Source organism: Spongiivirga citrea, assembly GCF_010671565.1.
In the GTDB taxonomy this organism is placed as follows: Bacteria; Bacteroidota; Bacteroidia; order Flavobacteriales; family Flavobacteriaceae; genus Spongiivirga; species Spongiivirga citrea.
Genome location: NZ_JAABOQ010000004.1, coordinates 301,163 through 326,693, shown reverse-complemented (window position 1 = coordinate 326,693; position 25,531 = coordinate 301,163). Strand labels below are relative to the sequence as shown.

Sequence of the window (25,531 nt, the reverse complement as noted above, 5' to 3'; positions counted from 1 at the left end):
ATTTATTTTGTTAATATGTTCTAGTTCGCTTTCTCGAATGAAACAGTTGTTTTAAAATCAAATTCGGTATTTTGCTCTTGAGCCGTAAAAGACCCCTTAGAGACAACTTCAAAGGTTAAGGATGTATCAGTAAGTAAGGTAATTGTTGTAGAATTTTCCTGAAATACCACATTATCTGCAATATCAACACCGCTTGTTTCATCAAAATCAAAAACTGATTCACCAAAAATTAAGTCAGTATCATTCATTATTTCCCAAGTTGTAGTTGAGCTAGAATTAGGTACTTCAACATCTTCTGATGATGCATCCTGACCTGCGACTCTAACTGTAAGGGTTGTAGTATAACTTCCAGAACAGGCAACTTCGTTTGGGTTCTCAGTAAATGTACAGCTATACATCTCATCTTTTGATGTTGACGTGAAATCAACTGTAAATGGAATTCCTTGAACTGATGTTGTGGTAGTTCCTTCGACATTTAAGCTAGTTAAATTCCAAGTTCCTACAAGTTCGGCAGTATTGACTTCACCAGGTGTACCTTCGTCATCAGAATTACAAGAAATAAATAGCAAAATGGTTGAGGCAAAAAGTAGTTTAAATAGTTTCATGGTAAAAAATTGTTTTGCTTATATACGTTAAGGTATGCGAATTTATTGTGTAGCATAATCATTTTTCGATATAAGGATCAATTTGTGTTCTCCAAATCTCATAACCCTTTTCATTCATATGCAAATCATCATCTAAAAAAACATCTTGTATCGGCCGGTCATTGTTAATCATCGGCAACCAAACATCAATATATGCTAGTCCTTCTTCATCGCAAAGTGCCTTTAGTTCTTTATTTAGTTTTAAATACTCTCCTTTAAAATGCCAACGTGCGATACTTGGTTTGGGCGAGATAATATACAATTCGGTGTTGGGCATTCTTCGTTTATACCATTTAATAAATCGCTTAAAATGTCTCAAAGTCTTTTCGGGAGTTTTACCTCGCGCAATATCATTGTCTCCTTCATAAACAAATAGCTTAGTTGGTTTAAAATCTTTAATTAATCGATTGCGATGTCTTAGCAGATCAGACATTTCTGAACCGCCAAATCCGGTATTTAGAATGTTCGAACTAGGATAGGTGTCGTTTAAGGAATGCCACATACGAATGCTACTACTTCCAGTAAACACAACATTGTCAGCTCTATTTTTATAAGAGATGTATTTAACTGAAAGCTCTTTCACTTCTTTTTTTAATTGTCTTTTCTGTTGAGAAAAAATAAAAAATGGGAACAATATGAATAGTGTTAAGGTGAGTCGCATGACATTAATTTGATTTAAATTTACCAATACTTTTGTAGTAAATGGAGTTTAAACCTGACAAAGAAGCACTAGCAAGATTAATTGCATACAAAATGCCGTTTGGCAAATATAAAGATTGGTATCTAGTTGATATTCCTGAGTACTATTATGTTTGGTTTCGTCAAAAGGGATTTCCTGAAGGGAAACTGGGTGAAATGATGCAGTCCGTTCATGATATGAAAGCGAATGGACTGGGACCACTTTTGGTTAGTTTGAAGAGTAAGCTTCTAAGCTAATTAACTACCTCCCATCCTGAAGTACAAAAACCTTTCTTAGTAAATCTGTGGTGCGACTACCAACTTTAGTTCGTATCTCTTTTTCTTCAACGGCAATCATGGTGTAAACACCTTTTAGAGCTTCGTTAGTTACGTAATCTGTCAAATCTGGATTTACATCATTAACCAAGGGCATACTATTATATTTGGTAATAAGATTTGTCCAAATTTGATCTGCACCTACTTTAGAGAAAGACTTTTTTATAACCGGATTAAACTTTGAATAAAGTGCTGCATTTGTTCTTGTTTCCAAGTACTGCGTTGCGGCATTGTCTTCGCCTAGCAAAATGTTCTTTGCGTCATTGAAGGTAATTCCTTTTACAGCATCTACGAAAATGGGTGTAGCCTCTTTGACAGCGTCTTCAGCGGCACGATTTAAGGCTTTTATACCTTCATCGGCCAATTTATTTAAACCAATATCTCTTAGCGTTTTATCGACTTTTCGTAATTCCTCAGGAAGTAAAATTTTCACGAGTTCGTTTTTATAAAATCCGTCAGCTTGTGTTAGTTTCGTAACTTGTTTATCAATGCCAAAATCTAATGCTTGTCGTAGCCCAGCACCAATATCGGCATTTGATAAAACGCCACCGTCTTGTGGCAATGAATTCACAACTTGTTGGAGTTCTGCGCAGGAAGTAATACTGAAGATAACTAGGATAAGTAAAATTTTTCTCATTTTTGGGTATGTTTGGTCATTCAATTCAAATATAATGAATTATATACGTTGCCTTTTAGTAGTTTTTGTGTTTGGCTGCACTAATCACTCTAGTGTAAATAAGGTGGAAACTGATCATGAAACCTATATCACTATTTTGGGAGTGGCCCAAGATGGAGGATACCCTCATATTAATAACCCTAACGAATTTAGTTCCATAGAGAAAGATTCAGAAAACAAAAAGTATGTAGTGTCTTTAGGTCTTATTGATAAAAATGAAAAGAAGAAATTCCTGTTTGAGGCTACTCCAGATATGCCCTTTCAACTTAATTTATTGGAGAGCAATTATTTAAAGACAGATAAAATTGTAGATGGTGTTTTCCTAACTCATGCTCACATGGGTCATTATACTGGCTTGATGCATTTTGGAAGAGAAGCGATGGGCGTAAAAAACATACCCGTTTATGCAATGCCAAAAATGAGATCTTTTTTAGAGCAAAATGGGCCATGGTCTCAGTTGGTGGCGTTAAACAATGTTAGCCTAAAACAACTAAGAAAGGATAGCGCTGTAAACGTCACCAAGCAACTAAAAGTGACTCCTTTTTTAGTTCCTCATCGTGATGAATTTTCTGAAACTGTCGGTTACAAAATTGAAGGGCCTTCTAAGACAGCACTTTTTATCCCAGACATAGATAAATGGTCAAAATGGGAAAAAGATGTTGTTGCTGAAGTAAAGAGGGTGGATTATGCATTAATAGATGCTAGCTTTTTTGAGGATGGTGAAATACCAAGACCAATGAGTGAGGTGCCTCATCCTTTTATAAAAGAAACCGCGGCACTTTTTAAAAATGAATCGCCAGAAGTGAAATCAAAAGTGATATTTATTCATTTTAATCATTCGAACCCGGCACTTGATCCTAATTCAGAAGAACGCAAAGAGCTTGAAAAAATCGGATTTAAATTTGCTGTACGAGGAATGAATTTACCATTGTGATCATGAGAAAACGACGGTTTTGTTATTATAGACCATCGTTTTGCGGTTTGCGTGTAATTTAATGGCTCTAGAGAGTACGATTTTTTCAAGATCACGCCCTTTGGCTAAAAAGTCCTTCACTGTATGACTATGAGTGACTCTGGTAATATCTTGCTCTATAATTGGCCCTTGATCAAGTTCTTCAGTAACATAGTGACTAGTCGCACCGATAATTTTTACACCTCTAGCGAAAGCTGCATGATAAGGTTTTGCACCTACAAATGCAGGTAAAAATGAATGATGAATATTGATAATATTGTCAGTATATTCATTAATGACCAACTCGCTAACTATTTGCATATAACGCGCCAGAACAATGAAATCAATATCATGAGATTTTAGAAGTTCGAGTTGTTTCTTTTCCGCTTTATTTTTGGTTTCCTTTGTCACTGGGATATGATAAAATGGAATTTCAAAGTTTTGTGCGATATGAGATAGATCATTGTGATTACTTATGATTAGTGGGATATTAACGGATAATTCTCCAGCTTGATACCTACCAAGTATATCATACAAACAATGATCATATTTAGAAACAAAAACAGCCATGTTTGGTTTAACTGATGCTGGATGTATTTGCCATTGCATTTCAAACTTAGTAGCGACGATTGTTTGAAAATCCGTTTTAAAGCTGGTGTAGCTAAATGAGTTTTGATCGAATTCTCCTTCCAACCTCATGAAAAACACATTTTCTTGTCGGTCTACATGTTGATCGATATATACGATATTTCCCTTAAAGTGATGAATAAATGAAGTGACCGATGCGATAATTCCTGGGCTATCTTTACAATGTATTAGAAGTGTAATATGATTCATTTAGTTCGTGCTTAAGGAATTAAAATTAAATGAAAAATCTAGTTGTTCACTGGATTAAAAAAGTTTTATAGGATTGTTAATCAACCTGCTTATTCCTTGAAAAATCTGTAATTTTGCATCCATAAATTGACTCAATTTTATCAATGGAACAAATCGCACCATATCAGCCCAAGCATAAAGTAAGAATTGTAACAGCGGCATCGCTTTTTGATGGTCATGATGCAGCGATTAATATTATGCGTCGTATTATTCAAAGTACGGGCGTAGAGGTAATCCATTTAGGTCACGACCGCAGTGTTGAAGAGGTTGTAAATACGGCAATACAAGAGGATGCAAACGCGATTGCAATGACTTCTTACCAAGGTGGTCATAATGAGTATTTTAAGTATATGTATGATTTGCTCAATGAAAAGGGCGCAGGGCATATCAAGATTTTTGGTGGCGGTGGTGGAGTAATTCTTCCTGAAGAGATTAAAGAGTTGATGGATTATGGAATTACACGAATCTACTCACCAGATGATGGTCGCGAGTTAGGGTTGCAAGGTATGATTAATGATTTGGTGCAGCAGTCAGATTATGCTATTGGCGATAGCTTGAATGGTGAAGTCGATATTTTAGATCAGAAAGACCCGAAGTCTATTGCTCGAGTAATATCTGCAGCTGAGAATTTTCCTGAAGTTGCTAAAGATTCACTTGATATCATTCATAATAAAAACAAAACATCGGTTACACCAGTTTTAGGAATTACAGGAACCGGTGGGGCGGGAAAATCAAGTTTGGTTGATGAATTAGTACGCAGATTTTTAGTTGATTTTCCTGAAAAAACAATCGGATTGGTTTCAGTTGATCCTTCTAAAAGAAAAACAGGTGGTGCTTTGTTAGGAGATCGTATCCGAATGAACGCAATTAATTCGCCCAGAGTATATATGCGTTCGTTAGCCACACGACAATCAAATCTCGCCTTGTCAAAATATGTCAATGAAGCTGTCGAAGTTTTAAAAGCCGCGAATTATGACTTGATCATACTTGAAACTTCAGGTATTGGTCAGAGTGATACAGAAATTCTAGAGCATAGTGATGTTTCGTTGTACGTGATGACACCAGAATTTGGTGCCGCTACTCAGTTAGAGAAAATCGATATGCTCGATTTTGCAGATTTGGTAGCGATTAATAAGTTTGATAAGCGCGGAGCATTGGACGCATTGCGTGATGTGAAAAAACAATATATGCGTAACCATAATTTATGGGATACGCATCAGGATGATCTTCCGGTGTACGGAACGATTGCTTCGCAATTTAACGACCCAGGAATGAATACGCTTTATAAAGCGATCATGGATAAGGTGAATGAATCTACCGAAGCGGTCTTGAAATCGAATTTCGAGATTTCAAAAGAGATGAGCGAAAAGATATTTGTCATCCCGCCAGCAAGAACAAGATACCTTTCTGAAATAGCTGAAAACAACAGAGCCTACGACAAAAACGTTGACACGCAAGTAGAAGTGGCTCAAAAATTATATGGTATTTATAAAACTATCGATACCTTAACGAATGTCAACCTGAGCGCAGTTGAAGGTTCATTGTTATTACAAAATGGATTAAATGAAGATGAGATTCTGAAACAAATTCAGAATGACGATGAGGAATTCACAAACCTTCTTATAGCCCAATTCAATAAAACAAAAATGAATCTTGACCCTTATAACTGGGAGATGATTCTTGATTGGGATGAAAAAGTAAATAAATACAAGCAACCAATATATTCGTTTAAGGTTCGAGATAAAGAGATAAAAATTGAAACGCATACTAAGTCGCTCTCACATTCTGATATTCCGAAGGTAGCATTGCCAAAATATCAAGCATGGGGCGATATTTTAAGATGGTGTTTGCAAGAAAATGTTCCTGGGGAATTTCCTTATGCTTCTGGATTATATCCTTTTAAGAGAACTGGAGAGGATCCTACTAGAATGTTTGCAGGTGAAGGCGGACCAGAACGTACAAATCGACGTTTTCACTATGTGAGTTTGGGGTTGCCAGCAAAACGATTATCTACAGCTTTTGATTCGGTTACATTATATGGTAATGATCCCGATTACCGTCCGGATATTTATGGAAAAATAGGAAATGCCGGTGTTTCTATCTGTTGTTTAGACGATGCAAAGAAACTCTATTCAGGATTTGATCTTTCTCATGCTATGACATCTGTAAGTATGACGATAAATGGCCCTGCACCAATGTTACTAGGCTTCTTTATGAATGCTGCCATTGATCAAAATTGCGAGAAGTATATCAAAGAAAATGGACTAGAGAAGGATGTAAAAAAGAAAATAGTTGGAATTTATAAGGGAAAAGGAATCGAGAGACCTAAATATCAAGGTGAGCTGCCAGAAGGAAACGATGGTCTCGGATTGATGCTTTTAGGCGTAACAGGAGATCAAGTATTACCAGCTGATGTTTATAATAAAATTAAGGCTGAGACACTAGCTCAAGTTCGAGGTACCGTACAAGCTGATATTTTAAAAGAAGATCAAGCGCAAAATACCTGTATTTTCTCAACAGAGTTTGCCTTGCGATTAATGGGTGATGTACAACAGTATTTCATCGAGCAAAATGTGAGGAACTTTTATTCGGTTTCTATCTCTGGATATCACATTGCCGAAGCTGGTGCAAATCCGATTTCTCAACTCGCTTTTACCTTATCAAATGGTTTTACCTATGTAGAGTATTACCTGAGCCGCGGAATGGATATTAATAAATTCGGTCCGAATTTATCATTTTTCTTTAGTAATGGAATCGATCCTGAATATGCTGTTATTGGCCGAGTGGCACGTAAGATCTGGGCTAAGGCGATGAAGCATAAATATGGTGCAAATCCGCGTGCGCAGATGTTGAAATATCACATTCAGACTTCGGGTAGAAGCTTGCATGCACAGGAAATCGACTTTAATGATATTCGTACAACGCTTCAGGCATTATATGCTATTTACGATAATTGTAATTCATTACATACAAATGCATACGATGAGGCGATTACTACGCCAACGGAAGAATCCGTGCGCCGCGCAATGGCAATTCAACTTATTATAAATAAAGAATTGGGTCTTGCTAAAAACGAAAACCCAATTCAAGGATCGTTTATTATAGAAGAGTTGACCGATTTAGTTGAAGAAGCCGTTTTATTAGAATTTGATCGTATTACTGAACGAGGTGGAGTTTTAGGAGCGATGGAAACGATGTATCAGCGTAGTAAAATCCAAGAAGAAAGCTTGTATTATGAAACATTGAAGCATACAGGAGAATTTCCAATAATCGGTGTAAATACTTTTTTAAGCAGCAAGGGTTCACCAACTATTACACCATCGGAGGTCATTCGAGCAACAGAAGAGGAAAAAGAATATCAGATAACTACACTCGGCAATTTGCATAACTCATATGCGAATAGAGCATCAGCGTCACTCAAAAAAGTACAGCAAGCCGCTATTCATAATCAAAATATATTTGAAGAATTAATGGAAGCGACAAAAGTCTGTTCACTTGGACAAATCACCAAAGCTCTGTTTGAAGTAGGGGGGCAGTATAGGAGGAATATGTAAGAAGGCAGCCAATTTTCAAAGTGGCTTCGCTGCTTTTAAATTGTACGAATCGCTTATACAAATCGAGGCACAAACATTGAGATCTTGTTTTAACGAAACTTTATTTTGGGATTATCGAATGGCTTATCCAGATGAACAATGCTATTAAAGTGTCAACATCCAAGTATGCTGCAACTTTCTGAATTTTTTAAGTTCTTTTCGAAGAATAGGTAGATAATCTTTGCCGTTACTGTTCACCTTTTCTAACCGCTTACAATTTTTATAAAGCTTATTGACTAAACGATCTACAGCTTCGATATGACGGTATTTTTTGTCTGAGTAACGCTCTCTTTCAGCACTAATAATTTCTGGAGTTAATAATGTGGATTGCTGAACGATATCCCCAGAAAAGTAAATGTCTTCATCTTCTTTACCTTCTATACTTAAATAGCACAAATCGTGATTGAGATAAGTCGAAATACTTCGAGATAAGACGATAATATCCATTGCCTTTTGGTATAAAGGCATATCAGACAGATATGATGGAATAGGATATGACATCGCTTTAGATTATTACAAAGTTACACGCTATAATGTTGACTTATATTTAAAATTGAAAGCAAAAAGAAAAAATACTTTAAATTTGAAGTATTATTGCTTTAAATACTTTCAATATGGAAATAGATTCTCTTAACTGGCAAATCCTTCAGTGTTTACACGAAAATGCCCGACAAAGCAATGCGCAAATAGGCCGGGTAGTGGGGCTTAGTTCGCCAGCAGTTGCTGAACGGATAAAAAAAATGCAAGACGAAGGGATTATTAAGGGTTTTACGGCTAATATCGATCATAATAAAACTGCCCATCAGTTAAAAGCGGTAATTACTCTAAAGGCATTTATGGGGCGTCTAAAACCTTTTCTAGCAAAGGTGGTTGAGTTTAAAGAAGTCCTTAATTGCTACCGAATTACGGGGAATGAGAATATCGTGATGGAAGTCGTGTTAAGAGATCAATTTCATTTAGAAGAATTGATTGATAAGCTCATTACCTATGGGGAAACAAAAACACATATTGTTTTATCTCATGTTGTCGATAATCGATTGATCGAAAAGAATTAACATGTCTGGTCGAGCCATAAAGAGGTTCTATAGATACTCTCCCTTCACTTGAGGGAAGGGTCGGGGATAGGTGTTCATATCAATCAAAATAGTAATCAAGGTTAAAACTCACAGTCTTATTTATGACAAACACCCCTCTAAATCTCCCCTCAAGGGGAGACTTTCTAAAAATAAGCTATTCTAGTTCTTATCACCCTTCTCCGGCACAGGATCATAACCCGAACCACCCCAGGGATGACAGCTAAAAATACGTTTAGTTGCTAGCCAACCGCCTTTAAATAAACCATGTTTTTGTAGTGCCTCTAGTGTATAATGCGAGCAGGTAGGTGAGTAACGACAGGTCGCAGGAGTAAGTGGAGAAATGACCGTTTGATATACTCTTACTAAAAACACAAAGGGCGCTATCAGTATTTTTTTCAGCATACCATTTAAGTCGGAGTGTTGAGATTTAGTTTATAGAAAAGGTTGTTCCGTCCTTGCCGTCCTTTAATTCAATGCCTAGTTCGGTAAGTTCATTTCTAATTTTATCAGAAGTAGCAAAGTCTTTATTCAATCTGGCTTCTGCTCTTAATTGAATTAATAGATCGACAACACCACCTAATTTATCTTCGCCGCTTGATGAGGAAGCCGATTTATTTTCTAGGCCTAAGACATCAAAAGTAAGTTCAGTCATAGTAGTAGAAAGCATTTCAAGATCAGCTTCGCTGATGCTCTCTTTCCCATCTTTAATCAAATTGATATACTTCACGCCTTCAAAAAGATGAGCGATTAAGATTGGGGTATTAAAATCGTCATTCATTGCATCATAGCACTGCTGTTTCCACTTTGTAATGTCTAAAGATGAGGTCGGACTTGTTTTTAGGAATGAAATTAATCCGATTCCATCCATCAGTCGGTTATAGCCTTTTTCGGCAGCAAGAATAGCATCATTACTAAAGTCTAATATACTGCGATAATGAGCCTGTAACATAAAAAAACGTGCTACAGATGGGGAAAACGCTTTACTTAAATGTTCATTATCTCCAGTAAAAATTTCTGTAGGAAGAATATTATTTCCTGTTGATTTTGCCATTTTCTTACCGTTAAGGGTAAGCATATTGGCATGCATCCAGTATCGAACCGGCGTATGCCCATAAGAGGCTTCCGCCTGAGCGATCTCACATTCGTGATGAGGGAATTTTAAATCCATCCCTCCACCATGAATATCAAATTGTTCACCAAGATATTTGGTGCTCATTGCAGTACATTCCAAATGCCATCCAGGAAATCCATCTCCCCAAGGACTTGGCCATCTCATGATGTGCTTTGGCTCTGCTTTTTTCCAAAGTGCAAAATCTTGTGGATTCTTCTTATCGCTTTGCGCATTTAATTCACGTGTATTAGCGATCATATCTTCAATATTGCGACCACTTAGTTTACCGTAATTATTAGTCTCGTTGAACTTAACTACATCAAAATAAACTGAGCCGTTAATCTCATAAGCCAATCCTTTATCAAGGATATCTTTTACAATCTCGATTTGCTCGATGATATGTCCTGTTGCAGTTGGCTCAATACTAGGAGGTAAAAAATTGAACTTATTGAGAATGTTATGAAAATCGACGGTGTACTTTTGAACCACTTCCATCGGTTCAATTTGCTCTAAACGCGCTTTTTTTGCAATGCGATCTTCACCTTCATCTGCATCATTTTCTAAATGACCCGCATCTGTAATATTCCGCACATATCTTACTTTATAACCAAGATGTTTGAAATATCTAAAAATCATATCAAAAGACATAAACGTACGAACGTTACCCAGATGCACGTTACTGTATACCGTCGGGCCACAAACGTACATACCAATATGTTCCTCGTTTAGCGGTTTAAATTCCTCTTTTTTTCCACTTAAAGAATTGTAAATACGTATCGTTTGTTTGGTTGATTGCATAAATAACGTTTAACTGTGCTCTTAAAAGCGAAGTTATCTAATGATTTGAGTTACGATTATAGATGAAAGTTCATGAACTATTGAAACTAGAATTGTGTTTCTAACTTAATATAGTCTAACAATTCTCTACGGACTTCTTTTTGTTTAAACTTACCTCCGAATTCAGAAGTTACTGTGCTACTTTCTGTATGACTAACTCCACGAGAGTTAACACAAAGATGTTTAGCATCGATAATACAGGCAACATCATCAGTATTTAATACTTTTTGAAGTTCTTTTACAATTTGTATTGTAAGGCGTTCCTGTACTTGAGGGCGTTTGGCGTAATACTCAACAATCCTATTCATTTTGGATAAACCTACAACACTACCATTAGAGATATAGGCAATATGGGCGCGACCAACGATGGGTAGCAAGTGATGCTCACAGGTTGAGTAGACCGTAATATTTTTTTCTACAAGCATTTCGCCATACTTGTATTTATTTTCAAAAGTAGAAGCCTTTGGTTTTCTTTTGGGATGCAAACCACCAAATATCTCTTTTACGAACATTTTTGCAACACGTCTAGGTGTTCCTCTTAAGCTGTCATCAGTCATATCTAGTCCAAGGGTTTGCATAATACTTGCGACATCCTTTTGGATAAGTTCGATCTTTGTAGCATCCTCTAAATCAAATGCATCTTCGCGTAATGGGGTATCTGATGATGTACCTACGTGGCTATCACCTAAAGCTTCAATTTCTTCCAGCACTTTATCTAATTTCATTGTTTTTAGACAAATAAATAATAATTGGTTGCAAAGATAGTTATTTATTGCGGGACAAGATATCTATTACAATATGATAGCTTTGCTAAATAAATCCCAAATTTTAGCGTATATTTTGCTAATAGTTTGCTTATGAGCTTGTTGAAAAGCCTACTAGTTATTTTCGTTTTTGTGTTAGGAATCGTCTCTGCAAATGCTCAGATATGCGATTTGCTGACACCTATATGTTCTGGGCAGACACTTCAAAATAATACCGCAACTGGACCTTCAGCTATTAATATTCAAGGAGCTTGCGAGTCTCTTGTAAATAGGAACGTAGTATTTTACTTTATCAAAATCGATACTCCAGGAGATTTTACCTTTCAAATTGAAACAACAACAGTTGGACAGGATTATGATTTTGCGGTTTACGTAAACCAGGATTGTGCAAACCTAGGGAGCGCCGATAGGCTTTCACTTGCATTAGCGACAACGAGTGGTCCAAATCGAACAGGCTTAAGTTTGGGAGCTACTGATCAATGTGAAGGCGCTGCTAATAGCGATGGTCAGTTAAGTGCTATTCCTGTACAAGTAGGGGATGAATTAATTGTAGTCGTAGACCGATTTACCGAAACCCAAGATAATTTCAGTATTGTTTTTAATACTGACGGGGATAGTGATCCTACAAACGATCCGCCGCCATTGGATTTTAATTGTGAATTTGACCGCGATTTCTTTGCGGATTCAATTAACGAATGTGAGGGTAATACAGTTACTTTAGACGCTACCATTGATGATGCAAATACCTATGAGTGGTTTTATGATTTGGACCCTACCGATGCAATCCCTCCACAGCTATTAACGACTGAAACCAATGCTACTCTAGGCATTACTTCCGGTGATGGGGAATATAGTATTCGTGCAACGAATGACGAGGGTGTTACATTTTTAGATGCAGTAGATGTTGTTTTCTTAACGGTTCCAATAGCTAATCCGATCGCAGATATTTTTGCTTGCCCTTCAGGTGCAGCTCCGGGAATATCCGATCAGTTTGACGTGTCGGCAGTAGATGCGACCTTAATTGGTGGGCAGACGAATGTAACCGTTACATATACAGACGGAGCTGGAAATGCACTTACAAGTCCATTACCCAATTTTATAACGAATAGTGTGCCGAATCAAGAAACAATTACTGCTCGTATAGCTAATACTTCGAATCCGAATTGTTTTTCTGAAACGACATTTAATTTAATTACTTATCAACCACCAATTGTTCCTGTTTTAGACGATCCAGGAGAACCATTTTTATGTGCAACTGGGGGATCTGCAGTAATAGGAACGGATTATAACAATCCGAACTATCAATACATATGGTCTACAGGTGAAACAACACCAACAATCACCGTCACGGCTGCTGGTGATTATCGAGTAGAGGTAATTAATAATGAAAATGCTGTTGGCTGTTCAACGATTCAATCTATTAACGTTGGAGCTTCTGATATAGCTACTATATTAAGTATTGATGCTACCTTTTTTGCAGGAAATACAGTAACTGTTAATGTAGAAGGTCCTGGCGATTATGAGTTTCAATTAGGATCGAGTGCTTTTCAAGATTCTAATGTTTTTGAGAATGTAAGAGGAGGAGAGTATGTCGTCAGGGTGAATGATAAAAATGGTTGTGGAATTGTCGAGCAGAATGTTATAGTAGTGGATTTCCCCAGGTTTTTCACACCAAATAGTGATGGTTTTAATGATACCTGGTCGATAGTATCAGACCCATCAGTACCGATAAATGCTATTTTTATTTATGACCGATTTGGTAAATTACTTAAACAATTGGCTCCTGGAGGAAATGGATGGGATGGAAACTTCAACGGTAAGCCACTGCCATCTACTGACTACTGGTTTACCGTTAGTTATATCCGTAATAATGTTCCTTTAGAGTTTAAAGGACATTTTACTCTAAAGCGCTAGGCTTTTCTAGTATTCGTTATAGTTTCCAGCTTATTGTTAAGTTGATGTTGCTAATAGTATTATCAACATTTGCTACACTTGTTAAGCCTATTGGAAATAATTGCTGTGCAAATTCTTGCTGGGTACGATCATAAGAAACATCAACTCTAGTACCGCCAAAACGATAGCCTAATCCTGCCGAGAATCCAGTTTTATCACTCGCTATTGCCTCATTTGCAAATGGACTATCTTCAAAATGATACCCTCCGCGAATACTCCATTCTTCTAAGCGAATTTCTCCGCCTATTCGATAGCTGTTTACTACTTGAAATTGATTAGATATTGCCGTATTTTCAGCTTGAAAAGCTGGGTCAGAAGTTGGGCGTAATGATGCGCTACCAAAATCTTTCCGTCCATAATCAAAACTTAATAACCCATACTTATCAAATACATAAGCAATACTTCCTGTTAATTTTGCTGGTGTATTAACACGATATTGCTCAAAAAGATTAATAACTCTTGGCCGTAAATTTTCTTGTATTTCATTACTAGCATTAGCAGGATCAGTTCTAAAAACAGTCAATTGTTCTCTTGTCTCATCCTGAAGTCTATACCATGTAGGGCTTTGATAAGAAGCACCTAAACGTAAACTTGGTCCTACTTTTGCAATTGCTCCAACCTGTAACGAAAATCCTGTTCCTGATGTAAAAACGCTGTCTTCATAAGTTACTTCCTTAACAGTAGAAGCTTCATCAAAGTTGATTTCTGATACTCTTCTTATCTTTTCATAGTCTAATACATGAGAGTTTAGGTTTATACCCAAATACAGATTTTCCTTGTATTGAGTAGCGAAATTAAAATTGAACTTTCTATTATAACCTCGCGTGGTTTCAGTGTATTGCTGATCTAAATTATTGTAAAGAGCAGCACTATTATAGGCAGTATTGTCTGGATCATTATCATCTACTGGATCAATTAGAAAGCCTTGAAAGGCTAATAAGGCTTTTTGTGCAGCTTCACCTTCATTATCTCCTAAGAATTGGTATAGATCTGATAACGTTTCATTATCCCGAAGGTTTAGTAGATCTAAAGGAACTCCTTGAGCTAATTCATTAAAGTAACGATCAATTCCTAAGGTAGCATTATTTGTTGCTGCAAAAAACTGATTATTAAAGTCATTGGTATTGTCCAGATTGACACCAACACTAAACTTTCTCCAAGGATTATCGTCGGTGCTTTTAAAAACAAATACTGCGCCTGCTTGACTAATGTCAAAGTTGTTATCTGTTGTGCTTCTTAAGGAATTAAAGTAAGTAGCATCATTTACTTTACTTGAATTTCCCAAAGTTCCCGCAACCTCGCTGTGTGCAAAAACGGCACCACTCGCTGGGTTTAATGAGGTGGCTGAGAAATCACCGCCTAAGGCTCCAAAAGCCCCGCTCATAGCTCTAAAACGAGCTGTTCCACTTAAATTTTCTTGACTAAACCGCAAAACATCACTTGAAGTTTGGGCGTAGGTTGTGCTGATAGCAATAGTAGCTATGATAGAGAAAAATATCTTTTTCATGTTTTAAATAGCAATGATCTTTAAAATGAGATTATGAACGTCCGCCTCTTCGTCCGCCGCTTGAGCGTCCTGAACTTCTTGATGAACTACGTCCAGAGCTTGAGCGTGCCGAACTTCTTGAAGAACTGCTGCTTCGCGAATATCCTGAACTACGTCTACTAGAAGAACTAGATCGTGTACCCGAACTTCTTCTGGAAGATGAACTACGAGAATAACCTGAGCTTCGTCTTGTTGATGAACTTCTTCTTGTTGCGCTATTTCCTGATGATCGACTAATGCCAGATGATCTTCTTGAAACACCACTATTAGAACGACTGTATGTTCCTGACGAGCGATTGCCCGCATATCCTGAACGTCTTGAAGCAATTGATGTGCCTCTTCTTCGTACTGAGCTGCTATTGTCTACACCCACACGACCACGTCTAGAAGCTGAGTTATAACTAGAACGTCTTGAAACACCGCTTCTATTACTTCTAACGGAATTCGCAACTCCTCTGCGTGTGTAAGCCGACCGTCGTCCTGTGTTATATGCTAAGCGGCTATTATTATATCGTCCAAATCGATTAAAGCGGCCATAGCCAAAACGATTTCCATAAAATCCACCGTAATATCCACCATAAAAACCAGGAGGACACCACCAGCCCCCGCCAAATGCCCAGCTATTACCCCAGCCCCATCCAGGGCCAAATCCGCCAAACCAAGGGTCATTCCATCCCCAGCCCCAGCCAACATTCCAAGGGTTGTAAAAACCACCACCCCAGCCAAAGCCAAAACGATTAAATCCACCTCCCCAGCCAAAGCCAGGTCCCCAATTGTTACCCCATACATTTATTGAGATGGAAGATGGGTTTTCACCCCAACCTACATTTTGGTTGTCACTATAACTTAAGCCGTCACCAGTAATTTGATCTGGGTCGTTAACACTTGAGTAAGATTCGATATCAGTAAATACAGAATCTTGTTCCATTTGCGCTGCAGCTATTTCATACTCATCAGCTTTGCGATCGAAGTAGTTTTGATATACCGATGTTTTTTCTTTTGGAGGCGCAACTTGTTGATTTTGTTGTACTGTTCTTTTTCTAGCTTGTGTGTCAGCAGAAACATAAATACCATCATCATAATAAGATGATTGTTGGTAAGATCCACATGATGCTAAAAGAAGCATCATAGCCACTGTAAGAGCAGTATATATACTTTGTGTGTTCATAATGTAGTTGCGTTTCATAACTCCTTCGATTTTATTGTTGAACATTACAAATTTAGTTAGTTTTGCGCTACTAAATTTATATTTAACTAGGACACAAATTTTGTGCCAAACTACCGAAAAATGGCTAAGAAGTTAACGAAAAGAAGCGAAGATTATTCTAAATGGTATAATGAATTGGTAGTTCAAGCCGATTTGGCTGAGAATTCTGCAGTTCGCGGATGTATGGTGATCAAACCCTACGGATTTGCTATCTGGGAAAAAATGCAAGCAGAATTGGATAGAATGTTTAAGGAGACAGGGCATCAAAACGCCTATTTCCCATTATTTGTGCCTAAAAGCCTTTTCGAGGCTGAAGAGAAAAATGCCGAGGGTTTTGCAAAGGAGTGCGCTGTTGTAACGCATTATCGATTACAAAATGATCCTGATAATGAAGGTAAGCTTCGGGTTGATCCAGAAGCGAAACTTGAAGAGGAATTGGTAGTGCGTCCAACGAGCGAGGCTATTATATGGAATACCTACAAGGGGTGGATTCAATCCTATCGCGATCTACCTATTTTAGTAAACCAATGGGCAAATGTGGTGCGTTGGGAAATGAGGACACGTCTATTCTTGCGTACTTCGGAATTTTTGTGGCAAGAAGGGCATACGGCTCATGCTAATAAAGCCGAAGCAATCGCTGAAGCAGCACAGATGCAAGAAGTATATGCGACTTTTGCAGAAGAGTTTATGGCGATGCCGGTAATTAAAGGCGTGAAAACAGATAGCGAGCGTTTTGCCGGGGCTGAAGAAACCTACACCATTGAAGCACTAATGCAAGATGGTAAGGCGCTGCAAGCTGGAACATCTCATTTTTTAGGTCAGAATTTCGCAAAAGCATTTGATGTAAAGTTTGCAACGAAAGAAGGGAAACTAGATCACGTATGGGCGACCTCTTGGGGGGTGAGTACGCGGCTAATCGGTGGGCTTATTATGACGCATAGTGATGACCACGGATTAGTATTACCACCAAAATTAGCACCTATTCAAGTGGTTATTGTACCTATATATAAAAGTGAAGAGGAATTAAACCGAATTACTGAAGTTGCGAAAGAGCTTCAGCGCGACCTTCGAAATGTTGGGGTTAGTGTTAAGTTTGATAATCGAGATACCCATAAGCCTGGCTGGAAGTTTGCGCAGTATGAATTGCAAGGAGTACCATTGCGAATTGGTATCGGACCAAAGGATCTAGAAAAGCGCACTGTAGAGTTGGCAAGACGTGACACCTTAACAAAGGAATTTGTTGCCAAGGATGAGGTAGTAAATAAAGTAAAAGATCTTTTAGTAGAAATTCAAAATACACTTCATGAAAGAGCATTAGACTTTAGAAATAATCATATTACTAAAGTAGATACGTTTGATGATTTTGAAAAGGTTATTAAAGAAAAAGGAGGCTTTGTATCTGCTCATTGGGATGGAACTGAAGAAACAGAAGATCGGATTAAAAAACGTACAAAAGCTACCATACGATGTATTCCGTTTGATGCTGATAACGAGACGGGTAGCTGCGTATTAACTGGTAAGCCATCACAACAACGAGTGTTATTTGCAAAGGCCTATTAATTCGTTTCAAAAAAGTGGTTTAAGCACTTGCGAATTTTGGAAATAGTTGTATTTTTGCACCCGCCTACCGAAATAGGGAATTCCTAATTTGGTATTTTGGCCCGTTCGTCTATCGGTTAGGACATCAGGTTTTCATCCTGGGAAGAGGGGTTCGATTCCCCTACGGGCTACTTACTCTAGTGCAGAGTCTTGAGTTTAGAGTTCTGAGTATTACTCTTAACTTATAACTCAATAACTCCTAACTAGAAATGGCCCGTTCGTCTATCGGTTAGGACATCAGGTTTTCATCCTGGGAAGAGGGGTTCGATTCCCCTACGGGCTACGAGTTTAATTCGGTTGCGAATTAAGAATAAAAAGAAAATAATAGTATTGTAATACCATAAATTATGGCAAATCATAAGTCAGCTTTAAAAAGAATACGTAGTAACGAAACGAGACGTTTGCGCAACAGATACCAGCACAAAACAACTCGTAACGCGATCAAGAAATTACGTGAAATCACTGAAAAGAAAGATGCAGAAGCACTATTTCCTTCAGTTGTTTCAATGATCGATAAGCTTGCTAAGCGTAATATTATTCACAATAATAAAGCGGCAAACTTAAAATCGAACTTAGCAAAGCACGTAGCAGCGCTTTAATAAGTTTTCTTTAAAGGATTTCAAAGCTCTTACTGCATTGCGGTAAGGGCTTTTTTTGTTTCTTATCATTTTCTCTTTTGGCCGGAAGTTGTTGCATCTATTTCTGCTATAATGAGATGCCCTAGTTCTGTTAATTGATTATATTGGTTAATTATCGTATCGAATTGCCACGCTGCCAAACTAATGACATTTCTGTAAGCGGGTTTGGCTGTATATTCAATGAATGCTTGGTCATATTCAGACTGAGGTGTAGCTTTTGTGGCTAACGAATCTAATGGCATAAATGCGGAAGCAAAAATAAGAGACCTATCAAACTGAGTATCGAGATAATTCTCTTGATGAACTGCATATTGATTATAGTTCCTCTCATTTTCTGCAATAATATCCACTAAGCCGTGATATTTACCCAAAAGTGAATCAAGTTTGGTATTGTTTATTTTACCATAATACTCTGAATTTTTCAATGATTCATATCCGCCTGAATTGGGTTTAAAATAAAAATCAACAAAAGCAGAGCCACTTATCTTGAACAAAAAAAGATTGTCATTTTCGGTCTTATTCAGGATACTATTACGTGCTTTTTTACAGGCGTCGGCAATTTGTTTTCTTCCTTTTTTTAATTCTTCCAGTTGTTCTATGTCTTCTTTTGTATGGGACTTTAGTTTTATCAAATATTCATTCAAAGAAATAGTATCTTTTTTCGACTGATTCCAATTATTTATCTGTATTGCGATCAAAATCCCTATTACAACCAGTACGATTTCTCCTAACGCATACTTCAGGTATTGAATTTTTTTATTGTCCAAAATTAGCTTTTGTCTTACCGTTCGAAAGAACTTCATAATGTGGTTCTAAATTGCTTACAACTAATACTTAACACTAATGAGTGTTATTTTTCTTTGTATAAAGATACCGCTTAAATCAAAATATTCTTTAAGAGCTATAATGCACTGCACTACTATTAATAAGGTGCTTTAAACGATGTCCACAGATTTTGGCTAATCCTCAAAAGTAAAAAATCCCATTTCAACATATGAAATGGGATTCTATTCGTAATTTATCTCGCAACCGCAAGTCTAATATCTCATATCCAACAGCGCAGCGATCTAATATCTATTATTGATTCATCGTCAATAAAAACTCTTCGTTATTTTTTGTTTGTCTAAATCGATCGTTAATGAATTCCATCGCTTCAACTGGGTTCATATCCGCAAGGTATTTACGCATAATCCACATACGTTGAATAGTAACTTCGTCTAACAGTAAGTCATCACGACGTGTACTTGATGAAGTAAGATCAATCGCCGGGAATATTCTTCTATTGGCAATCTTACGATCTAATTGAAGTTCCATATTACCAGTTCCTTTAAATTCTTCGAAGATTACTTCGTCCATTTTAGAACCTGTCTCAGTAAGTGCGGTAGCAATGATCGATAACGATCCGCCACCTTCAATATTACGAGCGGCACCGAAGAAACGCTTTGGCTTGTGCAGTGCATTCGCATCAACACCACCACTCAATATTTTACCTGATGCTGGTTGTACTGTATTATATGCCCTCGCTAAACGTGTAATTGAATCTAAAAGAATCACCACATCATGACCACATTCGACCAAACGTTTTGCTTTTTCTAAAACAATATTGGCAATTTTTACATGTTCATGTGCTTCCTTATCAAAAGTAGAAGCAATTACTTCACCACGAACATTGCGCTGCATGTCAGTTACCTCCTCAGGACGTTCATCAATAAGTAATATCATTTGGTAGACCTCTGGATGATTGGCAGCAATAGCATTGGCCACATCCTTTAGTAACATCGTTTTACCAGTTTTTGGTTGTGAAACGATCATACCACGTTGTCCTTTACCAATTGGCGAGAACAAATCCATAATTCTACTAGAAATAGTACTTTGTCTATCCGCTAAGTTGAATTTTTCTTGTGGAAATAATGGCGTTAAATGCTCAAATGAAACACGGTCTCGTACTACATTAGGATCAAGACCATTAATTTTTGATACTTTAATAAGTGGGAAATATTTTTCTCCTTCTTTAGGAGGTCTAACATTACCCAAAACGGTATCACCAGTTTTTAATCCGAACAAACGAATTTGAGATTGTGATACATAAATATCATCAGGAGAGGATAGGTAGTTATAATCAGAAGATCTTAAGAAGCCGTAACCATCTTGCATGATGTCTAGGACACCTTCACTTTCAATAATTCCGTCAAATTCAAAATCAGGATCGCGGTAACGGCTTCGTTCTTGTTTAGATTGCCCATTACCGGAATTCTTTTGATTCTGATGTTTGTTTTGGTTTTTATTCTGATGGCGGCTGTTTCCGCTATCTCTGTTGTCTCTATTATCTCTGCGATCTCTTTTCTGATTTTTATTTGAATCAGTATCTCTAGAAGAGTGCTCTTCTTTTTGTCTTGGCTTTGCGGCTTTTGCATCAGCCTGAGGTGCTTTTTGTTCCTCTTTAACTGGAGCAGCATCCTTAGATTCTTTACCGAGGTCAAGACTTACCTGTGCAGGTTCAGTCTTTTCAGTCTTTTCTCCTGCAGGTTTGTTTAATCTTTTTCTTTTTGGTTTTGCAGTATTCGGGCGCTCTGCTTTTTCAGTAGAACCACCTGTTTTTTCGCTGGGATTTGCAGCTTGTATGTCAAGAATTTGATAAACAAGATCAAGTTTTTTTAATGTGCGGTATTTGGGAACATTAAGATTTTTTGCAATTTCTTGCAACTCAGCAAGCTTTTTTTGCTTTAACTCTGAAATTTCGAACATGTAGTATTATAATAGTGTAATGTGTATTGTTTGATTTGAAATTTTATGACGGAAGAGTCAAAAAATTGATAGGATGTCGCAGCTAAAGACATTCGTGGCTGCGTTATTCATGCAATGATACAACAATATTTGGTAATTCAAAATTATTAGGTTCGATATCAACCGTTTTTTTAGTTAATATTAAGGTCAAAATGGGTTTCATATTTTAAATATTCATTTATTTTTGCAATCCTAAATGCATAACTTGTGCTACAGCGTATACAAACAGTATATTTATTAATCGTTTTATTAGTGATGGGAATAGGCCATTTATGGGTGCCTTTGTATACCAATGCTAATAATGAACAAGTTTTTGCGACTGATAGTATTTATATGCTAATCGCTTTTATAGCTAGTGCAGTATTGGCATTAATTAGCATATTTGCATTTAAAAAGAGACAAAACCAATTTGTGATAAACAGATTGAACATAATATTAAACGTTACTTTATTAGGGGTATTGGTGTATTGGTCACTAAGCATATCTGGAGAAACTCCGGTTTCTGAGAAAGGTATTGAGAAGCTTATTCCTTTTGGGTCTTTTTTGCCAATCGTTTCTATCGTTTTATTAGTATTGGCTAATAAGGCAATTAAAAAGGATGAGGATCTCGTAAAATCAGTTGATCGACTGCGATAAACCTATAATCTTAGTAGTATTAGTGCGTAAGCCCTGACTGGAGAGTCAGGGCTTTTTTGTTTTATAGATTTGAGATGGTTAAGGCTAAAGTTTACCTATTACTTAACTATCTCCACTTGCATTAATATATTATTTAATGGCCATTCCTGTTTATCGACGGGTTGGTTGGCAATTTTATCAACCACATTCATCCCCTTTGTTACGTAGCCAAATACTGTATGACTACCATCCAGGTGTGGTGAACCTTTGGCAGCTTGAACCACAAAAAATTCAAAGGGCGATGACAGTTTATGCGGATTATCATTTTCACTACTAGGCATGGAAACGGCTCCTCTACGATGTTTATGGTTTTTTCTAAATTCAGGAGGTAGCACATAACGACCAATATCCCTTCGTTTTCTACCAATTTTAGGATTATCAGAACTTCCTCCTTGTATAACAAAGCCCTTTGCAACTCTGTGGAACTGCGTATCGTTATAATAATTTTGTTTCGCTAAAAATATCATGTTGGCCCTATGATATGGAGTGTCATTATTCAACGTAATCTCAAAAGAACCAAATTCTGTCGTAACGCGGACTACACGTTCTTTATTTTCCCTTTCAAATTGCTGTAAAAATGGGATAATAGTTTCTTTGGAAACGATTGGCTCATTCGATTTTTTGACTTCGGTTTTTTCTTCGGCAATTGTCAGCGTATCGATCACCTCAGTCGCTGGAGTTTCTATGGGGGTTGTTTCTTTCTTTTTATTGCTACAGGCTGCTAATAAAAATAATAGTATTATTGTCAGGCGATACTGGTATTGCATGCTATGAAATTTGATTCTTTTAAAAAGTCCATCCCAAAAATAAAAAATCTCGACTTACCCGGTCGAGAAGCGCAGCTTAAAATGGCGCCGGCTCTTAGACGCGAAGAATTAGAGGCAATTGCTTCAAAATCTTTAAACCCAAAAAGGGCAGCTGTCATGTGTCTTTTTTATCCAAACGAGCACAATGAGACTTTTTTCATTTTAATCTTACGTAAGACCTATAAAGGGGTGCATAGCAATCAAGTGGGGTTTCCTGGCGGGAAAGTCGAGGATAAAGATATTGACCTTCAACATACCGCTTTGCGAGAAACGGAGGAAGAAATCGGGATTTCAACTGATAATATTCAAGTATATAAACAATGTTCGAATATTTATATTCCCCCGAGCAATTTTACAGTATTGCCTTTTATTGGAGTTTTAAATGAAACTCCGATTTTCACACCGCAAGAAAGCGAGGTAGAAGCCATTTTAGAAGTTGCATTATCCGATTTTTTATCCGACGAAAATGTAATCACTAAGACGCTTGAAACATCATACGCTCAACAAATAAAAGTACCTGCTTTTTTATTAAATGATCAAGTGGTTTGGGGCGCAACAGCTATGATGTTAAGTGAGATCAAACAACTGCTAAAAGAAATTTTATGACGGCAAACTTAATTTTGTTTGTAAATTTGCTGTTCGCTAAAACCTAAATGTAATTTATGGCCTTATTTAAAAGGAATCCTTTTGGGCACATACTTTTCCTTAAAAAATTTGTTATCCGACTCTTCGGTGTACTAACTCATGGTCGCTATCGAGGTTTTAATAAATTAGAAATAGAAGGTTCAGAAATCTTCAAGGACCTTCCTGAAAATGGAGTGCTTTTTGTTTCCAACCATCAAACATATTTTGCCGATGTGGTGGCAATGTTTCATGTTTTCAATGCTAGCTTAAGCGGTCGAGTAGATTCTATTAAAAACGTAGGGTACATTTGGCAACCTAAGATGAATATTTATTATGTAGCGGCCTTTGAAACGATGAAGTCTGGATTGCTTCCCAAGATATTGGCTTATGCCGGTGCTATTAGTGTATCGAGAACATGGCGCTCAGAAGGAAAAGATGTTAAGCGAGAGGTCAATACTCAGGATACGGAAAACGTTGGTATAGCTTTAAATGATGGTTGGGTAATCACTTTTCCACAAGGAACCACGAAACCATGGAAACCTATTAGAAAAGGTACAGCTCATATTATCAAACAATATAAGCCAATAGTGGTGCCAATTGTAATTGATGGCTTTAGAAGATCATTTGATAAGAAAGGTCTTCGTATAAAGAAAAAGGGTATTTTGCAGTCAATGGAAATTAAAGCACCGTTGGATATTGATTACGAAAGTGAAACAATCGAAGAGATCGTAGAAAAGCTAGAATACGCTATTGAACAGCATCCATCTTTTTTAAAGGTAATTCCTACCGAAGAAATTCAAGCCGAGGAAGAGTTGAATAAAACTCGGAAGTGGCAGTATTGATTTAGTATTCAGTTTACAGTAGTCAGACCGACCTTCAGGCCTTGCCTAAATATGGTTGCCTTTCAACACTTAAACCTCTAACTTTTTTATTTCCTTATAGTTCTTATTAAGATTTCTTAATAATAGCCCATAAATTAGTTGATATAGCAACCATATTACACCAATTATAAAGGTGGTGATAACTAGGATAATAGCGATTAAAACTAAATATGCAACTAAATGATTATTGTTTTCATATAATTCTAAAAAGATGGGAGAAACCGAAGAGGCTAAAAATAGACCAGTCATTACAAATACCCCTCCGGAAATCAAACTAACTGTAATATAATTTTTAACTGTCCGTCTTGCTACAATAATGTTTTTCATTAATGTTTTAGCATCATCATCTACACTAATTTTCTTGTAATTTTTATAAAATTTAATGGCGTAGTAGACAATAATTAAACAGGCTACACTTTCAAAAATAACTGGTAACCAACTATAGTCATGTTTACCATCATTAAGAATAAAATTCTCATTTGAATGTGATAATGACCAAATTGTTGAGACCACGCCAATCAATAGCTCGATAACACTTATATAAAATATCCACTTCACCTTAGAGGAGGATTTTTTATGGAGCATTTTATAAATATCGTCTTGAGAAACTTGCGGATCTGTTCGCGTATTCCAATCTTTTTTTAGTAATTCTAATTCATCCATAGCATTACGGATTAAGTATTTTTTTAAGTTTGGTTTTGACTCGGTTCATCTTCACACGAGCATTAACCTCACTGATACCCATGGTATCTGATATTTCTTTATAATTTTTGTCTTCTAAATACAAAAAGACCAATGCCTTTTCAATATCATTTAATTGATGAATGGCTTGGTACATTAGTTTTAGTTGTTCCTCTTCAGTATTGTCATATTCCTGTGCTGAAAGTTTAAATTGAATCGTATCAATTTCTTGTGTTTTGATTCGCTTTTTGGACTTTCTGTATAGGGTAATAGCGGTGTTCAATCCTACACGATACATCCATGTACTAAACTTCGCATCCCCTCGAAATTTCGGAAAGGCTTTCCAAAGCTGTATAGTAATCTCTTGAAAAAGATCATTATGCGCACTGTAATTATTTGTGTAAATACGGCAAACCTTATGTATAATGTTTTGGTTTTCCTCCAGTAATTTCACAAAACTATGTTCATCTTCTTTTGTCACGCAGGCTAGTTAGTGTTATAACTATAAGTAGTCATTGTTTATACAACGTTACACTTTTTTTTAAATTATTTTTAACGTTCATGATATGATATTTAAAAAGCGATTTTACTTTT

General features: G+C 36.9%; 25 protein-coding genes and 2 tRNA genes. 12 read left to right on the top strand and 15 right to left on the bottom strand.

The features are described 5' to 3' along the window. Positions 1 to 20: 20 nt before the first annotated feature. Positions 21 to 605, bottom strand: a complete 585-nt coding sequence (locus GWK10_RS10995) for a hypothetical protein (RefSeq protein WP_164032414.1) — start codon at positions 603 to 605, stop codon at positions 21 to 23. A gap of 58 nt (positions 606 to 663) precedes the next feature. Continuing rightward, positions 664 to 1,305, bottom strand: a complete 642-nt coding sequence (locus GWK10_RS10990; RefSeq protein ID WP_164032413.1) for a GDSL-type esterase/lipase family protein — start codon at positions 1,303 to 1,305, stop codon at positions 664 to 666. A 41-nt stretch (positions 1,306 to 1,346) separates the two neighbouring features. On the opposite strand from GWK10_RS10990, the gene GWK10_RS10985 reads away from it, so the two are divergent. Further along, on the top strand, positions 1,347 to 1,580 hold the full coding sequence (locus GWK10_RS10985; RefSeq protein ID WP_164032412.1) for a DUF3820 family protein: 234 nt from the start codon (positions 1,347 to 1,349) through the stop codon (positions 1,578 to 1,580). Between the two features lie 4 nt (positions 1,581 to 1,584). On the opposite strand, the gene GWK10_RS10980 is transcribed toward GWK10_RS10985, so the two are convergent. Then, positions 1,585 to 2,295 carry a DUF4197 domain-containing protein gene (locus tag GWK10_RS10980; RefSeq protein ID WP_164032411.1) on the bottom strand — a complete coding sequence of 237 codons (711 nt, stop codon included), beginning with the start codon at positions 2,293 to 2,295 and terminating at the stop codon, positions 1,585 to 1,587. A gap of 34 nt (positions 2,296 to 2,329) precedes the next feature. On the opposite strand from GWK10_RS10980, the gene GWK10_RS10975 reads away from it, so the two are divergent. Next, positions 2,330 to 3,268, top strand: a complete 939-nt coding sequence (locus tag GWK10_RS10975) for an MBL fold metallo-hydrolase (RefSeq protein ID WP_164032410.1) — start codon at positions 2,330 to 2,332, stop codon at positions 3,266 to 3,268. On the opposite strand, the gene purU is transcribed toward GWK10_RS10975, so the two are convergent. Continuing rightward, positions 3,269 to 4,123, bottom strand: a complete 855-nt coding sequence (gene purU / locus GWK10_RS10970) for a formyltetrahydrofolate deformylase (protein WP_164032409.1) — start codon at positions 4,121 to 4,123, stop codon at positions 3,269 to 3,271. A gap of 143 nt (positions 4,124 to 4,266) precedes the next feature. Between purU and GWK10_RS10965 the strand changes: the two genes are divergently transcribed. Continuing rightward, a complete protein-coding gene (locus GWK10_RS10965; RefSeq protein ID WP_164032408.1) occupies positions 4,267 to 7,716 on the top strand; it encodes a methylmalonyl-CoA mutase family protein in 3,450 nt (1,149 codons plus the stop codon). 144 nt (positions 7,717 to 7,860) lie between these two features. On the opposite strand, the gene GWK10_RS10960 is transcribed toward GWK10_RS10965, so the two are convergent. Beyond that, positions 7,861 to 8,256: a hypothetical protein gene (locus GWK10_RS10960; protein ID WP_164032407.1), complete on the bottom strand. Its 396-nt coding sequence runs from the start codon at positions 8,254 to 8,256 to the stop codon at positions 7,861 to 7,863. Between the two features lie 113 nt (positions 8,257 to 8,369). Between GWK10_RS10960 and GWK10_RS10955 the strand changes: the two genes are divergently transcribed. Next, entirely contained in the window at positions 8,370 to 8,810 is a 441-nt protein-coding gene (locus GWK10_RS10955; protein WP_164032406.1) for an Lrp/AsnC family transcriptional regulator, read from the top strand. Between the two features lie 180 nt (positions 8,811 to 8,990). On the opposite strand, the gene yidD is transcribed toward GWK10_RS10955, so the two are convergent. The 3 genes from yidD to folE form a co-directional block, all read right to left on the bottom strand. Beyond that, entirely contained in the window at positions 8,991 to 9,233 is a 243-nt protein-coding gene (gene yidD, locus GWK10_RS10950; RefSeq protein WP_164032405.1) for a membrane protein insertion efficiency factor YidD, read from the bottom strand. Between the two features lie 25 nt (positions 9,234 to 9,258). Beyond that, complete coding sequence (gene cysS, locus GWK10_RS10945) at positions 9,259 to 10,740, bottom strand: cysteine--tRNA ligase (protein ID WP_164032404.1); 1,482 nt, start codon at positions 10,738 to 10,740, stop codon at positions 9,259 to 9,261. A gap of 86 nt (positions 10,741 to 10,826) precedes the next feature. Further along, positions 10,827 to 11,504: a GTP cyclohydrolase I FolE gene (gene folE, locus GWK10_RS10940; RefSeq protein WP_164032403.1), complete on the bottom strand. Its 678-nt coding sequence runs from the start codon at positions 11,502 to 11,504 to the stop codon at positions 10,827 to 10,829. A 132-nt stretch (positions 11,505 to 11,636) separates the two neighbouring features. Between folE and GWK10_RS10935 the strand changes: the two genes are divergently transcribed. Next, a complete protein-coding gene (locus tag GWK10_RS10935) occupies positions 11,637 to 13,457 on the top strand; it encodes a T9SS type B sorting domain-containing protein (protein WP_164032402.1) in 1,821 nt (606 codons plus the stop codon). Between the two features lie 16 nt (positions 13,458 to 13,473). On the opposite strand, the gene GWK10_RS10930 is transcribed toward GWK10_RS10935, so the two are convergent. Both GWK10_RS10930 and GWK10_RS10925 read right to left on the bottom strand, forming a co-directional pair. Next, the gene (locus tag GWK10_RS10930) at positions 13,474 to 15,003 is read right to left on the bottom strand and encodes an OmpP1/FadL family transporter (protein WP_164032401.1); all 1,530 of its coding nucleotides are present in this window, start codon (positions 15,001 to 15,003) and stop codon (positions 13,474 to 13,476) included. Positions 15,004 to 15,034: 31 nt separating this feature from the next. Further along, positions 15,035 to 16,228 carry a hypothetical protein gene (locus GWK10_RS10925; protein WP_164032400.1) on the bottom strand — a complete coding sequence of 398 codons (1,194 nt, stop codon included), beginning with the start codon at positions 16,226 to 16,228 and terminating at the stop codon, positions 15,035 to 15,037. A gap of 102 nt (positions 16,229 to 16,330) precedes the next feature. Between GWK10_RS10925 and proS the strand changes: the two genes are divergently transcribed. The 4 genes from proS (at position 16,331) to rpsT (ending at position 18,447) form a co-directional block, all read left to right on the top strand. Beyond that, positions 16,331 to 17,809 (top strand): proline--tRNA ligase, encoded by a 1,479-nt coding sequence (gene proS, locus GWK10_RS10920; protein WP_164032399.1) that lies wholly within the window; start codon positions 16,331 to 16,333, stop codon positions 17,807 to 17,809. A 98-nt stretch (positions 17,810 to 17,907) separates the two neighbouring features. Further along, positions 17,908 to 17,979, top strand: a tRNA-Glu gene (locus GWK10_RS10915). Positions 17,980 to 18,059: 80 nt separating this feature from the next. After that, positions 18,060 to 18,131, top strand: a tRNA-Glu gene (locus GWK10_RS10910). A gap of 64 nt (positions 18,132 to 18,195) precedes the next feature. After that, positions 18,196 to 18,447, top strand: coding sequence for a 30S ribosomal protein S20 (gene rpsT, locus GWK10_RS10905; protein ID WP_164032398.1), 252 nt, complete (start codon positions 18,196 to 18,198; stop codon positions 18,445 to 18,447). A gap of 65 nt (positions 18,448 to 18,512) precedes the next feature. On the opposite strand, the gene GWK10_RS10900 is transcribed toward rpsT, so the two are convergent. Next, positions 18,513 to 19,289: a DUF6090 family protein gene (locus tag GWK10_RS10900; RefSeq protein WP_164032397.1), complete on the bottom strand. Its 777-nt coding sequence runs from the start codon at positions 19,287 to 19,289 to the stop codon at positions 18,513 to 18,515. A gap of 274 nt (positions 19,290 to 19,563) precedes the next feature. Next, positions 19,564 to 21,231 carry a transcription termination factor Rho gene (rho, locus tag GWK10_RS10895; protein ID WP_164032396.1) on the bottom strand — a complete coding sequence of 556 codons (1,668 nt, stop codon included), beginning with the start codon at positions 21,229 to 21,231 and terminating at the stop codon, positions 19,564 to 19,566. A gap of 246 nt (positions 21,232 to 21,477) precedes the next feature. Here rho and GWK10_RS10890 point away from each other — a divergent pair, with 246 nt between their 5' ends. Then, positions 21,478 to 21,906: a DUF4293 domain-containing protein gene (locus GWK10_RS10890; RefSeq protein WP_164032395.1), complete on the top strand. Its 429-nt coding sequence runs from the start codon at positions 21,478 to 21,480 to the stop codon at positions 21,904 to 21,906. Between the two features lie 98 nt (positions 21,907 to 22,004). On the opposite strand, the gene GWK10_RS10885 is transcribed toward GWK10_RS10890, so the two are convergent. After that, complete coding sequence (locus GWK10_RS10885; RefSeq protein ID WP_164032394.1) at positions 22,005 to 22,712, bottom strand: peptidylprolyl isomerase; 708 nt, start codon at positions 22,710 to 22,712, stop codon at positions 22,005 to 22,007. Positions 22,713 to 22,715: 3 nt separating this feature from the next. Here GWK10_RS10885 and GWK10_RS10880 point away from each other — a divergent pair, with 3 nt between their 5' ends. Together GWK10_RS10880 and GWK10_RS10875 are read left to right on the top strand one after the other, a co-directional pair. After that, the gene (locus tag GWK10_RS10880) at positions 22,716 to 23,357 is read left to right on the top strand and encodes an NUDIX hydrolase (protein WP_164032393.1); all 642 of its coding nucleotides are present in this window, start codon (positions 22,716 to 22,718) and stop codon (positions 23,355 to 23,357) included. 56 nt (positions 23,358 to 23,413) lie between these two features. Continuing rightward, positions 23,414 to 24,217: a lysophospholipid acyltransferase family protein gene (locus tag GWK10_RS10875; RefSeq protein ID WP_164032392.1), complete on the top strand. Its 804-nt coding sequence runs from the start codon at positions 23,414 to 23,416 to the stop codon at positions 24,215 to 24,217. 69 nt (positions 24,218 to 24,286) lie between these two features. Here GWK10_RS10875 and GWK10_RS10870 read toward each other — a convergent pair whose 3' ends face one another. Further along, on the bottom strand, positions 24,287 to 24,919 hold the full coding sequence (locus tag GWK10_RS10870) for a paraquat-inducible protein A (RefSeq protein WP_164032391.1): 633 nt from the start codon (positions 24,917 to 24,919) through the stop codon (positions 24,287 to 24,289). A gap of 4 nt (positions 24,920 to 24,923) precedes the next feature. Beyond that, positions 24,924 to 25,418, bottom strand: a complete 495-nt coding sequence (locus GWK10_RS10865) for an RNA polymerase sigma factor (RefSeq protein WP_164032390.1) — start codon at positions 25,416 to 25,418, stop codon at positions 24,924 to 24,926. Between the last annotated feature and the right edge of the window lie 113 nt (positions 25,419 to 25,531).